The sequence below is a fragment of the Zooshikella sp. RANM57 genome (assembly GCF_050749885.1).
Lineage (GTDB): Bacteria > Pseudomonadota > Gammaproteobacteria > Pseudomonadales > Zooshikellaceae > Zooshikella.
The window spans coordinates 14,169-27,743 of sequence record NZ_JBOIUB010000015.1 but is presented as its reverse complement, the minus strand read 5'-3'; the positions used below and the strand labels follow the sequence as shown (position 1 = coordinate 27,743).

General features: G+C 41.1%; 24 protein-coding genes. 15 read left to right on the top strand and 9 right to left on the bottom strand.

Translation table 11 applies throughout. The features are described from left to right. Positions 1-645 precede the first annotated feature (645 nt). The 5 genes from ACQ96U_RS22885 to ACQ96U_RS22865 all read left to right on the top strand — a co-directional run bounded on the left by ACQ96U_RS22885 (position 646) and on the right by ACQ96U_RS22865 (position 3,398). Positions 646-804: a hypothetical protein gene (locus tag ACQ96U_RS22885; RefSeq protein WP_431723596.1), complete on the top strand. Its 159-nt coding sequence runs from the start codon at positions 646-648 to the stop codon at positions 802-804. Between the two features lie 65 nt (positions 805-869). Beyond that, the gene (locus tag ACQ96U_RS22880) at positions 870-1,457 is read left to right on the top strand and encodes a hypothetical protein (protein ID WP_431723595.1); all 588 of its coding nucleotides are present in this window, start codon (positions 870-872) and stop codon (positions 1,455-1,457) included. Between the two features lie 583 nt (positions 1,458-2,040). Next, positions 2,041-2,382 (top strand): hypothetical protein, encoded by a 342-nt coding sequence (locus ACQ96U_RS22875; RefSeq protein ID WP_431723594.1) that lies wholly within the window; start codon positions 2,041-2,043, stop codon positions 2,380-2,382. A gap of 67 nt (positions 2,383-2,449) precedes the next feature. Next, entirely contained in the window at positions 2,450-2,875 is a 426-nt protein-coding gene (locus ACQ96U_RS22870) for a hypothetical protein (RefSeq protein WP_431723593.1), read from the top strand. Between the two features lie 280 nt (positions 2,876-3,155). Further along, positions 3,156-3,398 carry a hypothetical protein gene (locus ACQ96U_RS22865; RefSeq protein WP_431723592.1) on the top strand — a complete coding sequence of 81 codons (243 nt, stop codon included), beginning with the start codon at positions 3,156-3,158 and terminating at the stop codon, positions 3,396-3,398. 118 nt (positions 3,399-3,516) lie between these two features. Here the strand turns inward: ACQ96U_RS22865 and ACQ96U_RS22860 are convergent, their stop codons facing one another. The 3 genes from ACQ96U_RS22860 to ACQ96U_RS22850 all read right to left on the bottom strand — a co-directional run bounded on the left by ACQ96U_RS22860 (position 3,517) and on the right by ACQ96U_RS22850 (position 4,964). Then, a complete protein-coding gene (locus ACQ96U_RS22860) occupies positions 3,517-3,954 on the bottom strand; it encodes a hypothetical protein (protein WP_431723591.1) in 438 nt (145 codons plus the stop codon). A gap of 231 nt (positions 3,955-4,185) precedes the next feature. Further along, positions 4,186-4,509 carry a type II toxin-antitoxin system HicB family antitoxin gene (locus ACQ96U_RS22855; protein ID WP_094789871.1) on the bottom strand — a complete coding sequence of 108 codons (324 nt, stop codon included), beginning with the start codon at positions 4,507-4,509 and terminating at the stop codon, positions 4,186-4,188. Positions 4,510-4,673: 164 nt separating this feature from the next. Continuing rightward, entirely contained in the window at positions 4,674-4,964 is a 291-nt protein-coding gene (locus ACQ96U_RS22850; RefSeq protein WP_431723590.1) for a type II toxin-antitoxin system HicB family antitoxin, read from the bottom strand. A gap of 45 nt (positions 4,965-5,009) precedes the next feature. Here ACQ96U_RS22850 and ACQ96U_RS22845 point away from each other — a divergent pair, with 45 nt between their 5' ends. Further along, entirely contained in the window at positions 5,010-5,918 is a 909-nt protein-coding gene (locus tag ACQ96U_RS22845; RefSeq protein WP_431723589.1) for a hypothetical protein, read from the top strand. On the opposite strand, the gene ACQ96U_RS22840 is transcribed toward ACQ96U_RS22845, so the two are convergent. The 5 genes from ACQ96U_RS22840 to ACQ96U_RS22820 all read right to left on the bottom strand — a co-directional run bounded on the left by ACQ96U_RS22840 (position 5,919) and on the right by ACQ96U_RS22820 (position 8,751). Further along, positions 5,919-6,062 (bottom strand): hypothetical protein, encoded by a 144-nt coding sequence (locus tag ACQ96U_RS22840; protein ID WP_431723588.1) that lies wholly within the window; start codon positions 6,060-6,062, stop codon positions 5,919-5,921. A gap of 4 nt (positions 6,063-6,066) precedes the next feature. Next, positions 6,067-6,441 carry a zinc-finger-containing protein gene (locus ACQ96U_RS22835; RefSeq protein WP_431723587.1) on the bottom strand — a complete coding sequence of 125 codons (375 nt, stop codon included), beginning with the start codon at positions 6,439-6,441 and terminating at the stop codon, positions 6,067-6,069. Then, positions 6,441-7,265 (bottom strand): recombinase RecT, encoded by an 825-nt coding sequence (locus ACQ96U_RS22830; protein ID WP_431723586.1) that lies wholly within the window; start codon positions 7,263-7,265, stop codon positions 6,441-6,443. The genes ACQ96U_RS22835 and ACQ96U_RS22830 overlap by 1 nt, the downstream gene beginning before the upstream one ends. 115 nt (positions 7,266-7,380) lie before the next feature. After that, the gene (locus ACQ96U_RS22825) at positions 7,381-8,427 is read right to left on the bottom strand and encodes a YqaJ viral recombinase family protein (RefSeq protein WP_431723585.1); all 1,047 of its coding nucleotides are present in this window, start codon (positions 8,425-8,427) and stop codon (positions 7,381-7,383) included. 3 nt (positions 8,428-8,430) lie between these two features. Next, entirely contained in the window at positions 8,431-8,751 is a 321-nt protein-coding gene (locus tag ACQ96U_RS22820; protein WP_431723584.1) for a hypothetical protein, read from the bottom strand. Positions 8,752-8,943: 192 nt separating this feature from the next. Between ACQ96U_RS22820 and ACQ96U_RS22815 the strand changes: the two genes are divergently transcribed. Both ACQ96U_RS22815 and ACQ96U_RS22810 read left to right on the top strand, forming a co-directional pair. Further along, positions 8,944-9,240, top strand: coding sequence for a BrnT family toxin (locus ACQ96U_RS22815; protein ID WP_431723583.1), 297 nt, complete (start codon positions 8,944-8,946; stop codon positions 9,238-9,240). Beyond that, positions 9,215-9,568, top strand: coding sequence for a BrnA antitoxin family protein (locus ACQ96U_RS22810; protein ID WP_431723582.1), 354 nt, complete (start codon positions 9,215-9,217; stop codon positions 9,566-9,568). The genes ACQ96U_RS22815 and ACQ96U_RS22810 overlap by 26 nt, the downstream gene beginning before the upstream one ends. A gap of 5 nt (positions 9,569-9,573) precedes the next feature. Here ACQ96U_RS22810 and ACQ96U_RS22805 read toward each other — a convergent pair whose 3' ends face one another. Continuing rightward, on the bottom strand, positions 9,574-10,179 hold the full coding sequence (locus ACQ96U_RS22805) for a S24 family peptidase (protein ID WP_431723581.1): 606 nt from the start codon (positions 10,177-10,179) through the stop codon (positions 9,574-9,576). A gap of 81 nt (positions 10,180-10,260) precedes the next feature. Here ACQ96U_RS22805 and ACQ96U_RS22800 point away from each other — a divergent pair, with 81 nt between their 5' ends. Genes ACQ96U_RS22800 through ACQ96U_RS22770 form a run of 7 tightly spaced genes read left to right on the top strand, consistent with a single transcriptional unit; the run spans position 10,261 to position 13,537 of the window. Further along, positions 10,261-10,464, top strand: coding sequence for a Cro/CI family transcriptional regulator (locus ACQ96U_RS22800; RefSeq protein ID WP_431723580.1), 204 nt, complete (start codon positions 10,261-10,263; stop codon positions 10,462-10,464). A gap of 6 nt (positions 10,465-10,470) precedes the next feature. Next, entirely contained in the window at positions 10,471-11,100 is a 630-nt protein-coding gene (locus ACQ96U_RS22795) for a hypothetical protein (protein WP_431723579.1), read from the top strand. A gap of 12 nt (positions 11,101-11,112) precedes the next feature. After that, positions 11,113-11,973 carry a replication protein gene (locus tag ACQ96U_RS22790; RefSeq protein ID WP_431723578.1) on the top strand — a complete coding sequence of 287 codons (861 nt, stop codon included), beginning with the start codon at positions 11,113-11,115 and terminating at the stop codon, positions 11,971-11,973. Positions 11,974-11,975: 2 nt separating this feature from the next. Next, positions 11,976-12,692, top strand: coding sequence for a replication protein P (locus tag ACQ96U_RS22785; RefSeq protein WP_431723577.1), 717 nt, complete (start codon positions 11,976-11,978; stop codon positions 12,690-12,692). Further along, the gene (locus tag ACQ96U_RS22780; RefSeq protein ID WP_431723576.1) at positions 12,692-12,925 is read left to right on the top strand and encodes a hypothetical protein; all 234 of its coding nucleotides are present in this window, start codon (positions 12,692-12,694) and stop codon (positions 12,923-12,925) included. The genes ACQ96U_RS22785 and ACQ96U_RS22780 overlap by 1 nt, the downstream gene beginning before the upstream one ends. Further along, positions 12,918-13,319, top strand: coding sequence for a hypothetical protein (locus ACQ96U_RS22775; protein ID WP_431723575.1), 402 nt, complete (start codon positions 12,918-12,920; stop codon positions 13,317-13,319). Before ACQ96U_RS22780 ends, ACQ96U_RS22775 begins: the two co-directional genes overlap by 8 nt. Beyond that, a complete protein-coding gene (locus tag ACQ96U_RS22770) occupies positions 13,316-13,537 on the top strand; it encodes a hypothetical protein (protein WP_431723574.1) in 222 nt (73 codons plus the stop codon). The genes ACQ96U_RS22775 and ACQ96U_RS22770 overlap by 4 nt, the downstream gene beginning before the upstream one ends. The last annotated feature ends 38 nt before the right edge of the window (positions 13,538-13,575 follow it).

Sequence of the window (13,575 nt, the reverse complement as noted above, 5' to 3'; positions counted from 1 at the left end):
TGCCTCTCTACATTCATCTCTTGGCGTTTCCCTCATGCATCACTAACAGGCATAGCTGTCGCTGGAGTTACAGGGTTAATTCAGTGGATTTTAGTCTCTGAGCTATGGGAATGGTGGGGTAATAGAGAAAATTAGGGCAGAAATTGAAACCTAATCAGAGAAGAGCAGATATCTAGTCAGCCAAATTGCTGTAATGCAGTAACCATAAGCCCTACAAAATAGTTATGATTCGCGCAAGAATGAAGTTTATTAAATCACCATGACAAAGAATATATTACTTCATACAGTACTAGGTGTTGCTCTTGGATATCTCTATATACCTATCACAGGTATTGGGGCAGCATATATAATACCTTGGTTACCAAAGCATGATTTCACAAGGACCAAACTCAATTTAACAATATTTTTCGGGCTATTTGATTTCATCTGCACGGTGATAGCCTTAGTCATAATTTTTTCAATATCAAATTTAATCAAAAATCAAAGATATTCTGCTAAACATTTATTCCCCCTAATATCTGGTTTTATTATTGGTGTTGTTATCTATTCCCCAACTTTAAATATAAGCTGGTACTACTTTCAAATATTTTTGAATTTTGTTGCAGCAAGTTTTACGGCAGCATATATTTTAAAAATATGGAGGAGATGAAATGCCTACATGCTCACTTAGTAAATCATAACCAGCCACCTCGCTGGATACCAGTAACCATAGGGCCTACAATGGGGTTAGGCTTGTGTCATGGTGATCTTCCTACAGGGGACTTTCACCCCATAAATTCAATGCCCATGCCGGGCGTACACTAGTCGGACCACATGAACGCCCAAAAGCGTCGCCAGTGCCCTTATACGTTAGGCATAAGGAGGTTACTGTGAACAAGATCATGCTATTTATTTTTCTTATAACCGTTTTGCCGGGCTGTATGTCAACCAATATGCGTGTTTCACCAGAGACATATGTAACTACAGCTAATGTAAATTATCCAGTTCGCTTAACATTAACTACTGGCAAGATCGAATATGGAACATCTAGCATCTTAATGCCAGCGGGAGGCAATATTTATGTTCCAGTGGCGGGGAGCGGCCAACCGGAGTGGGCATATGGGCGTAATGATCAGGAAGCCTTTGTTCAAGATTTAAAGGTTGTACTAGATAATAATAGTGTATTTAGTAGCACGGCAGTAGATCTTGATAACAGCAACAAGTGCTGTGATTCAGAACTAAATGTAAATTTCGTTTCGACAAAGCAAGAGGGCGAAGTACCAATTTACTACATGGATGTAATTGTTACACTTGAAACGCCCGATCGAAGAAAACAAAGTCGATATGTATTTGAGTCGAATAGGGTGTCGGAAGTGATTCATATTTTTGATAATTATCTCAAAGCCGCTCGACACAAAGCTAATGGCAAATTGATGAAAATGATTCTAGCAGACTTAAATCTATGGCTGGAAGAATAGGTGCCTAATGGGGTAGCTAGTATCTACCCACCTAGCTGGAAACCAATAACCATAGGGCCTACAATGAGGTTAGGCTTCGTGTTTGAGTAGTGTTTATTAGTAATTATGTTCTGCTATGAGTGAAGTGGTAATAAGGTGTTATAGAAAAAATGAAGGTGAGCATCGAGCTAACTACGATGCATATTTTTTATTTGAGTTATCTCCTTTGGGAGATAGCTGGTCTTCGAAATTTGATATTTCTGAACCACAGGATGCAACTTTAAGCGTCACTTGTGAGTATCAATCGGAATCTCGGCTGTACGGCCTGTGGGTACGTGAAGCTGGGAGCACAAAGCTAAGTGTTCAAGGTGTTAAATCTACAGATAGAAATGATGATCCTGTGGTTTGCTATTCGAATGGGAGAGGGGAGGTTTATACATTTCTAATAATGTTCAAAGATAGCCTTATAAGGTGCAATGTCACCTAAAACATAATCAGCTAAGACCTACTCCCTGGATACCACGAACCACAAAGCATACAATGAGATAAAGCTTGCGTCAGAGTGGCGTTTATTAATAGTTATTTAATGGGGGATGAAAGAAGCATGGAGAGCGCTAAGCCATACCTAATTTTGGCCGTTGTGATTGTCATTCCACTGATTGTTTATCTCGTGAATCACGTGCGCCGTGGAGGATCAAGTGCGGCCATGTTTGGAGTGCCAGATCTAGGCGTTTTCGGGGAGATTTCCGCAACAAGCGTCAGGGTCAAGAACGTCTCTGTTAAGCTCCACAATCTCGGAGGCAATAACGACCAAAAAGCTATTGGTCTGGAATTCCGAGCCAGCGGCGCAACAGGCTACCGAATGATCTCCGTTGCGCTGTCAGAGGTCGAGGCACGCAAACTAGCCGCATATTTGGAGAGCAAAGGTGCCAATGAAAAGACATAACAAGGCCAAGCAAGCAGTGACCCGCTACGCGGAATCCTGTTGGTGACATTATGAGTAAGGAGAATATATGACATCATCTTTGGCAGGTGCTAAGGAAGCTAGAAGCGAGATTAAGAAGTTTCATGTTTCATTAAATCAAGCTAACTTAGTTCCAGAGCAATGCTACCGACGTAATCACCATAATTACCCGTTGGTGTCATATGTCAGTCAAATAGCTGCGTTGTTTTTTAGTAGTAACTACGAAGTAATACCAGTTTTTATCAAGCGTACGGTTGCGGAATTGGATAGAAACGGTTCGCAGCCAGTTACCGAAAACTATAGAAAGATTGTGTATGACTATCTTTGTGAAATGACCTATTTTTTAAAAAACTATAGCCCAGTAGAACACGAAACCTTGAAATATCATATACCAGAAGATATTTATAATGCAGGCCCAAAAAAAGCACCCGAGATAGATCATCAAACATTACAGTTTAAAAATACCCAAGAGTAAACTCTTGAAAGATATATAAATTAGCAGCTCATAATCAGGCAAGAGCTAGTACCTACCCCATCAAGACAATGTTTTTATGCCGGCCAACATATAACAAGAAAGAAGTTGACAATCCATATACCTCTCTTCTTTGCTCCTAATAAAGAGCATTCACAAGCTAACAGTATGACTTACCATGACATTTATTGATGTATATATACCATTTTTGTTTTTAACAATGTTCCTTCACTTTATTATCTCACCAATATTAATTTCTTTTTTTCTATTCAAGCTAAAATCTGTGAATAAAGCTGCATGGAAAAAAATGACAATATGGGGTTTAAACCCGTACTTCTCAAGCAGCCAGGAAAAAGGTCACTTGCAAGATTATTTCGATAAAAAAGAGTTTTTAACTGAAAATAACGAAAGAATAAAACGCCTTGGTAATATAGCATGCCAGTCTTTTAAAGTGTCTTCTATTCTTTTTTATATAAATGCTGCCATCTTTGTAATTCTTTTCATATATTCAAAAATAGCCTTGTGAATCGAAGTACTTTGTTTTTGATGCTTTTGATATTTATTACAAACGGCCAGAACTGCAGATTGCAGCGAAAGTGCCGTAAACCCTCGCTCTATGCTGGTAGGGTTATAAGACGCATTCGCTAAGCTTGCTTGTATTGCCACCCTTCTTGCATATGAGTGTTTCGGGTGAATATAAACCTGGGTAGGCGCAGTGCGTAAGCGGCAGGGAAAGCCTCAGTTAATAACCAGTTAAATATTGGTCTGTAATCACCAGGAGCAATTGCATCATCTTCGCAGCAGATCAGAAATATTTCCTGGATGTTCTCTAAAATTTGCTCACTAAATATACAGCTTACGGTATGAGAATAAACTTGTAGGGAATCGGTTAAACCTGAAGAGTAGGGGGAGTAATCAAGCTCATTAAACCTATCTAGTTCTGCTTTCCCTTCGATTTCACTCTGTTGGCTTAAAGCCTTTTCAAGGTAGTTGAGTACTTTAAGTGTCGAACTTCCTTTGGTGCATATGCTTCCACAGTATCTTTTGCCGCCAAGCAACATACATAGCAAAACAATAAGCACCTTGATTTATATTTTTCCTCATTGTTTTCCAGGAAGGATAGTAAGCTGGCTACAGTGCTTTTTAAGTCATCTTTGCCACCTTCAAATAGTCCACTGTATTTTTTATTCCAGCTTTGCTTTAGAAATGCGTAAAGCTCTTCAGAAGGGTTAAACCACTTGGGGAGTATAAACTCACTACATGTTTTCAGTGAAATTGGTTCTGGCACTACTTCGCTACTCTTGATGGGTTCTTTAAACCAGCTTAGAGCTAACATACCTATTCAGGCTTACACCAGATTCAGCGGCTCTAATTGCAAGCAAGCGATGCTGTTCTGGTGGAATACGTACCATAAATTTACCGCTGTAAGCTTTCTCTGAGATTGGTTCTGGCACGGTTTCACCGTTTGCCTGCATATCCTCGATGATCTCTTTTACTAGATTGCAAATGCCTTCTAGTGCATTTACACGCTTTTCATCCAGGTAAGAAAGGCTAGGAAACTCAGTGCACAGCCCTACAAATTCTTGATCCTCTTCAGACCAGGTTACCCGGTACGTGTAGTGTTCATAATTAATCATTGCTCGAACCCTCTAATTTTTCTATTCACACCTTTACTAAGTCGCTGAACCTTACGTTTGTCGGGCTTTTGCGCCAGTCTGCTATAAGTTGTTCAATCCTAGTCATGAGAATATTGTAGTATCAATAATGATACTGTTCAAGAAATAGAAGAAGGTTGTTGTAACTAGACTCGATACCTTGCTGTATCCACCTCAACCAAAAACCAAAGGCCTCCTACACAATCTTCATCGTCTAGGTGATCCTCGACCTCTGTAGCCTTGGGTATTGGCTGGCCATCTTCAAACAGCAAGTCAAAGTGTGCAACAAAAGCGCTTTTAGCATCTTCTATGCACTCTTTGATAGAGTCTCCAGCAAAGAAAAGCCCTGGAACGTTGGGTGCAAAACCGCTGGCAGTGCCGTTTTCACTCATATGGAGGTATATGGGGTATAGCTCTAAATGGTAATCTGTACTCAAGTTATAAGGCCTATGTTGTATTTATTTGGAGTGTGATTTTAAAAAATGGAAATTAGCCTGTATTACTCTAAAATCAAGCAGTTTTTAACTCCCTACCAGTTAAAATACACCAAAGGCTTAAGACGTTGTTACAGAAAATATCTCCACATGTTTGGTTACTCTAGGCAAATATCACGATTCCTTTTTAGATTGGCTCAAGGGGCATCATATGCGCTTATTTTACTTGTAGTTATAGATATATTTGCTCTTTTAGCTGGGAAAAGTGGAGATTTTGGAGCTTTTGGTGATTTCCTTGGAGGTGCTTTAAACCCTCTATTTACACTTTTAATGTTTGTGGGGCTGATTATCACAATTGTATTGCAACAAAAAGAGCTGAGTCTTACACGAAAAGAACTTGAGGCTTCAGCAAAGGCATTAAGGGGGCAAGAAAGAAACCTAGAGTTTCAGCGCTTTGAAAATACATTTTTTAAACTACTTGAGTTATTTAATGATGCTGTAGAGCGTGTTCAAATTAAACCCAGAAAAAATATTACGTATACGGGGAGAGAAGCATTTAAACAAATAGAGAGGAGGCTAGATGATGAAAATATTAGTGGCATTAACTATGTTCTTGAGAGGTCTTTTCAGACTGTAGAGTATTACGTTAAAATTCTAGCAACCATTATTAGGTTTATTGATGATAACAAGTTTGACAACAAATTATACATAGATACTATTAATAGCCTACTATCAGATAATGAGTTAATAACTCTGCTGTTTTATATTAATATTTATCATGGGACCTCTTGTCATCAAGAATATGTTGACTTATTAATTAAATATATAGATTTCTACAATAATGGATCTGGAGCACTTATATTTGACTATACAAACACCTTCAAAAAATATGCTTCTTTAAAGAGAAGAAATGTAAAAATGCTGGCCAGCATTGAAAAACAAACCGAACCTGTATAACTATAAGTCTTTATCAATACGCTTTCGAGCTTCTTCTATAGCCTTTTTCAGCTTTTTCCTTGTCTCGATATTTTGTATTTTTTTGCGTTGATATTTAGCGGATATATTAACCCACATTTCATCATTGCTAGTATGTTTAATCATTTCGCTACTTCCTTGCGGCATTTAGAAATATTTTACTAATTCTTACGACTTGCTGGCACTGTGCTACGTCAAACATTCCTATGTGGCACTCATCAAAGCCAAGCCCCATGCGCCTTGCAAGCCATTGATAGGCATCGCTTCGCTTAAACGGTAATTCTTTCCAGATCCTATCAAAATACTTGTGTGCTTCCTGTTTGGCGCGTCTCAATTCTTTGTTTGCAAGCCGGCCAAGCGGCTTGCGTGTTGTTCCGTGGCAGCCTACGTAAGCCTTGCAAGGCTCACACAAATAAAAGAATTTATGGTGTAGCTTTCTGTTGTGCGGGTAGACCTTGTGACCTGTAACCAGCTCTGCACGGCCTTTGCAGTATGGACAATGCATTATGCCGCCTCCTGCTCTAACTCGGTCTTTTTGGCTTTGTATGCAGTGCGTGCAGGCTCGCGATAAGCATATGGCAACTGTTGGGCGCTTTCTCCAACCGTTTCGAGATCCCCTAAGCTTTGAGCGTGATTAATGGCATTAAGCACGGTATCAAGCGCGGCTTGTGCTTTTTCCTCATCGCTTGGCCCTGATTCTGGGGTAGGCTCTGTCTGTTGTTGTAGCTGTTCTAAAAGGGCTTCAGACCTTGATTTTTCAGGCTTTGACAGGGTTACGTCTTTCTCTTTGGGCTGTTCGGCGTCTATTTGTTCTTCTCTGACAGCGATGCCCCTTAGCAGGTCTGGAAAAGCATCCCTTACAGCCCAGGATCTAGCCCTCATTTGGGCCATGCGTTGAGGGTATTGTCTCCATGGCCCTTGTTTGTTGAGTAATCCTGCTTGGTTAGCATCTTCAAAGCTAAAGGTTCTAACAACTTCCTCATCATCGCCGCGACGCTTGGCAACGCATTTTGCTATTTTTTTTTCATCGTCCCAGTATTCACGCACGTATTCGCATAGGCTTGAGCTTTTGCAGACGGCCAGGACTGCATCACCCCAAAGGGAAGGGCGGCCATTAATGACGGCTATATTTTGTAATGCTTGGGTTGGGGGTAGGCCAAGCTCTGCGCCCATTTGCACGGCTACGAGTACATCGCCAGCTTTACCTTTAAATGCCGCTGGAACCATTGAACTTTGTGCAATTAAGTTGGCGTACTCCATGGCTTCTTGCAGGTTTCGAGGGGCGAGCGAAAACAGGTTGCTCTGTACGGCAACAGGTGAATTATTCATAATTAAATGTCCAAAAAAATAATTAAGAGGTGTTTTTTATGCTTTTAAAATCTGGTTTTAAGTTGTAATTTCAAGACCTGGTTTAGTATCAATATCCTTATTTTTAAGGATAAAACTAAACTCTAAAAGTGCGGTTTTCTGTTTTTTCGGTGAAATTAATTGCTAATTCCGGGTGATTTTCTTTAAATTTTGTTACTTGAAAGCTACTTTTAATATAGGTTTTCCAGCTTGCTAATTTATTGCCGCTATCGTCTATTAATTGCTGATTTTCACCCATGTGTCTTTTGATTATGCTTTCTTTCTCTTTGACGATATTTTCAGCTTTTTTTTTTACTTCTTTAGCCTTTTTTAGTTCCTCCAGGGCTTCTAGTACTTCATCTGTAGCGGTAATACTTTCGCCGTTGTCGTGTTTGCTTCCATAAAACTCATCAACTTCTAGCGGTGTTGTGGGTTCTGGTGGTACGTCTGCTATGACATGGTTAAACCAAAAGTCAGTAAGCCGCTGTGCAACAATCCCGGCAAGCATTTCATTATGTACGATTGTGTAGATACGCAAATCATTACCGCCAATGAGCACCGCTAAATCAGCTTCTAAATAGCCGGTAACAGTCAAGTAGTGCTGGCACTGTAATAAGTACATGTCTGGTATACCATCACAAAGCACGACAGGTTTAGCCGGTGTGTTAGGATGGTCTGTCTTTGTGTACTGGTTCCCTTCGCCCCAGTCGTCACGCTTAAATGAAAAGGGGTTAGTTGTCTTGCACTCTAAAACCTTTTGCAGATATACAACACGTCTGTCTAAGTTAGCGGTAAGCCATGGCATTGATTTACACGCCAGGGTTTGATTAACCTTATGTACTTTGTTGCCTGTAACTCTTTCGTACTCATCAGCTACGACACTTTCAAGCACCTTGCCGAAATGCATGTGTTTTGTTTCTTTCTGAGGCTCTGCCCGTCCTGTTTTCTCTAGCCATACTGCATAAGGTGTCTTGTATTTGCTAATGCCCAAGATCGCCCCTACATCACTACCGCCGATACTTAGGCGGCGATTGGCGAGAAATTTTTCCTCGCCTTCGAGCATCCCAAAGTTAGGGATGCTCAGTATTACGCGGTTTATATACGCATTGTGTTGTTTGATTTGCTCGTTGAGTGTTATAGCCATGACTTAAACCCCCATCCCATCAGCGATGTAATAAGCTTGCTCTGAAACAAACTCGTTAAACCGTCTTAAGATGCTCATTTGTTCGAAAGGGTTGTTTCTGGCTTGGGCTAACTCCTGAAGGATCTCATCAAAGCCGTCTTCCTCTGATGCATACAACATTACATCTTTGATCGACCATGTTTTGCCACACTGGGTGTATTCCTCACCGTCTAGCAGATCCTGTGCAATATCGCGTGTTTCCTGTTCTCTTATGTAGCTATTGTCTTCTGACTGGGCTTGTTTGATTTCGTACTCGTTAAGAGCTGCACTGTTCCCACATAACATGACTTCTTCTCCGTTGAAGTGTTTCGTTGGTGTGGGATTAAAGATAAGTTAACTTATTTTTAAAGTCAACATTAAAATAAGTTAACTTATTATTTGTGGTTGGTATGAGTTTGGTAAGCTGCTTAAGTCTTTACATATTTGTCCATACAAATTAGTCTATACAAATTAGTCTATACAAATTAGTCTATACAAATGAAATTTATCTGGGATAAGAATAAGAACGCTTCAAACCAGAGAAAACACGGCCTTAGCTTTGAACTTGCTTTGCGAGTCTTTAGCGATCCGCACCAATTAAGCATTCAAGACCGTTATGTTGATGGTGAAGAGCGTTGGCAAACTACAGGTGAAATATGCGGTGTTGCTATAGTTCTTGTAGCTCATACTATTAAAGAGGATGAGGGTGGCGAGGAGATTGTACGCATCATTTCAGCACGAAGAGCCGAAAAACATGAGATAAGATGTTATGAGCAAGAAAAATACAGATTCTAATCAAGCTAGAAAAAAAGACAAAAAGTCTATTGATTCTGAAATTGTAGAATTTGATGGAAGCCCATTTGACCCTCTCACGCCAGAGCAAATAGAAGAGTTACGCGCATTAGCTGCAAAGCCTGATAGTGAGATTGATACTAGTGATATTCCACCTATTACTGACTGGTCTAATGCAGAGCACGGGAAGTTTTACCGTCCAATAAAGGAAAAAGTTTCTTTACGCTTGGACTCAGACATTATTAAGTGGTTTAAGGATCACCATGACCGTTACCAAACGGGCATAAACAAAGCTCTTAGAGAATACATAGATAGCCATAGAGCGCAGTAAAGCGCTCAAAGGTCTGCTTCTACTCTTTTTACTACTCCAAGTACTTTGTAATGCTCATTCATCTCTATTGCTTTGTAGCTGGGGTTTAGTGGCATTAAATATAAGTGAGGGCCGTCTTTAGCGAGCTTTTTGACAATAATCTCGCCTGATTCCTCTACCTTCACAGCAATAATGTCTCCTGTTGATGCAGAAGCATCAACATCAATTATTGCAATACTTCCTTCTGGTAATGATGGATAACCTATCGGGTTAACCATTGAGTCACCTACTACCCTAACAGCAAAAGCATTGCCCCCAATATTGGCTACTGTTTCTCGCCAGTCTTCTGTGGTTGAGCCATCTTTTTGAGATATAACAGGAACTCTTAAAATTGAGCTGATAGGCATCCCTTCAACAGGCTGGCCTAAGCTTCCTTCTTCATAAAGTAACCACTCTGGACTACATTGAAGCAGCTTTGCTGTTCTTAAAAGTTTTTCTCCTGTTGGGGCTGTTTCATCTTTCTCCCACAGAGTGACTGAAACTGCTGAAACTCCAGCATATTTACCTACTTGTTTTTGAGTGAGTTTTAACTCTTTGCGCCTTTCGCGCAGTCTCTGACCTAGTGTTTTCATGTAAGTAATCTTATCAGTGAGTTGAATAAGATATCTTTATCTATTAATATGTAAGAAAACTTATTAATAGGAGAATGTTTTATGAGAAAGTCTGATGTTGTTAGTTATTTTGGATCTCAAGTAAAAGTAGCTGAAGCGCTAGGTATTAAGCCCTCCGCAGTATGTCAGTGGGATGAAATTATTCCTCCTCTCAGATCTTTTCAGATAGAAAGATTAACTAGTGGGGCTTTAAGTGTTGGGGCATCCAAGGAGAGCAAACAAGAAAATTATAATGTAAGGAGCTAACGGCTAATGAACTCACAATCACAGGGACGGTTTGGCCTTATCCAGAAATACGTTAATCACTGGCTAAGTTTACCTAAGTTAAGTCGGGCGATTCTAACAGATAAAGTAGTAACCGCCTTCTTTGACTTTGGTTTTGACCAAATATTAACCGATCAGGGCATAACTTTTAAAGATTCAGACTGTTTAAATTGCGAGCAAGCTATGAGGGTAAACGCTCAGAAGTTTTTTAGGTGGTTAGGTTTCTACGATGAGCAATTCAAAAGCGAACAGAAAATCATAGCGCTAGAGCCTGCCATTGTTGCCGCAATGCCCAATGATTTAAAGCTGGCTTATCTCAATGAAGTATACGCCGCTGCTGGTGTGTATATCGGTACTAGAAAAGGTGACGAGCCAAATATGCCAGGGGGTGAGAATGGCATACGACAGGTGGCGGCCTCGATCACTAAAGAGAATGCAGAGGCGCAAATAGCCGTTATTCAGCTGGGACCAAACCCAAGTATTGAGCAGATTAGAACAACGTACAGAGAGCTAAAAGAGTCAGCAGGTACAACGCTAGGCGCTATCGAGTTTATAGAAAATACGTTCTCTCATGTTTTCCAAAAAACCCGCCGCCACAACTGGAGTACGACGGTTTAAAAGGATCTCGCGATGAATATTGTAAGCTTTCCGGCAGTTAATGAAGTGAAAAACGAATCACAAGACAGTTACACCCAATTCAAAAACAAACTATTGGAAGCTATTTATACGCGTGATGACTTGAGCGCAAGAGATCTAAGGATATTGCTTGTTATTGTTCGTCAGGCTTACGGCTATCACAAAGAAGCGGCCTTACTTTCATGGAGCAAGCTTGAGGAATTAAGTGGTATTGCTAAGCGCCATATTTCAACGCTCGTTAAAAAGCTATCAGAAAAAAATATACTGAATGTGTCCGGCTCTGGGGGTGTAAGGGAAATTGGTATTAACCCAAACATTGAAGAATGGGCACAAATAGAAAAGCTTCCCAAATCTGGGAAAGAGGTTCCCGAATCCGGGAATCTTCCCAACGCCGGGAATAATCTTCCTAAATCTGGGAAAAAACTTCCTGAAATTGGGAAACATATTAAAGAAAATAATAAAAAAAATATTAAATATAATATTACCCCCCTTAGTCCCCCCAAGGGGCAAACCAGCGAAAAATCAAAACCGGGCAAGGCCAAACCCAAGGCAACGAAAAAACGGGCTACGGCTACGCCTGATCAACTCCCGATTACACCGGACATGGTTCAGTGGGCCAATGACAACGGCTTGCAAGTGGATCTCGTAACCGAAACAGCTAAGTTTCTGGATTACCACAGGGCCAAGGGTTCAACGTTCAAGTGCTGGGCTTCAGCTTGGCGGAACTGGATTCGCAACGCTCAGAAGTTTGCCATGGAGCGAGGGGCAAGGGTGATGCCTGCAGGCGGTTACAGCATGGCTCAGCCTAAGATCGAAGAGCAAACCGACTGGGTTCACGACTTGGGAGACTTCTAACGATGAAATCAGCACAGCAGCTAGTTACAAATCTCAACCCTGTTCCAGGAGCACGGCAAGCACAGAACCCACGACAGCAGGAGGCTGAAAGCGAAACCGCAAAGATTATTAACCGTGTTTTTGAGCAACTGAAAGGCATTAAACCCGCTTGGAGACTGTCATTACCAGACGAAAATGCAGAAAAAATAGCCAAAAAAGAGTGGATTAAAGCGTTTGCTGACAACGGAATAAATACCATAGAGCATCTGAGACACGGCTTTGCCAAGGCTCGTAAGGATGAAGATAGATACTTCCCATCTGTCGGGCAGTTTATGAAATGGTGCCAGCCTGGGCCAGAAGACTTTGGGTTGCCAATGGTTCATACGGCTTACTATGAAGCCTGCCAAAACGCTAACAATCCAACCAGTGCCATGTGGACCCATAACGCCATATATGCAGCAGCAAGGGCTACGGGGTGGTTTGAGCTAAGAAGCAGGACAGAAAAGGAAGTACTACCACTGTTCAAGCGTAACTATGAGATAGCTTGCCGTAAGGTGATGGCCGGGGAGGAAATCGTAATACATAAAGCACTACCAGGAACACGACAGAAGACGTTAGCCGAGAAAAGCGAGGAATATAACGCTAAGGCACTGGCTGAGAGGGTCGAAAAGCAGGGGTTAACAGGGTTGAAGGGGAAAGACGCATTGAGCCGTATAAGGGATATGGTGAGAGCTTTTTGATGGAATGGAAAAAAACAATTTGTCAGTGTGGGTTAGGAGATCCCCATTACATGTATACCCGTCTAGATCAAGCTAGCGTAACTCTTTGCCATGGCATTAAAGGAGACAAGCTATCTAAGACCTATATAGGCTTTGGTCCTTATGGTACTGACGAAGTAAGGGGGTTTAGGTCTGCAGAAAGAGCAATGTATAAAGTTGATGAAGTGTTTCCAATGGAGGAGGCGAATGACTGAACTACTCGCAACAGCTATTAGCGCGACAAAAAGTAAAATTAATCGACTTGAGAAAAAACTAGAAGCATTAAAAAAGCAGTTTGAAGAAATAGAAAATACAAGCTTAAAAGACATAACGCAGAAAGTAGATGTTATTACAAAGCTGCAGGTTCAAGCAGAGCTTAAGATTCAATGGCATGATACGGGTATAGAAAAGCTTAGCAGTAAAGATCTTAAAAAATGTAAAGACGACATAAGCAGGGCTAAGCAGGATCGTAAGAAACTAGACGAATATATTAATTTTGATATTTTAAAAGCGATTAAAGCCAAATCCCAGTTAAAAAGCGAGATTAGGCAGTTAAATACAGAATTTTATTGGTTAAGCAGTCATTCAAGATTGGGTTTTTTAATTTGAGCGGGCCAAGCAAACTAGAAGCAACACTGGAGTTACATATCAGAGGCATGAAGCTCCCCAAGCCCGAAACAGAGTACATATTCCACCCCTCACGCTGTTGGCGCTTTGATTTTGCTTGGCCCGATAGAAAGCTGGCCGTAGAAGTTGAGGGGGGTGGCTGGTCCAATGGCAGGCACACACGCGGCCCTGATGCTAGGCTGGCGGGTGTATCGGTGTGATGCCAAGTTGATAGAGTCCGGGCAGGCGGTAGATGAGG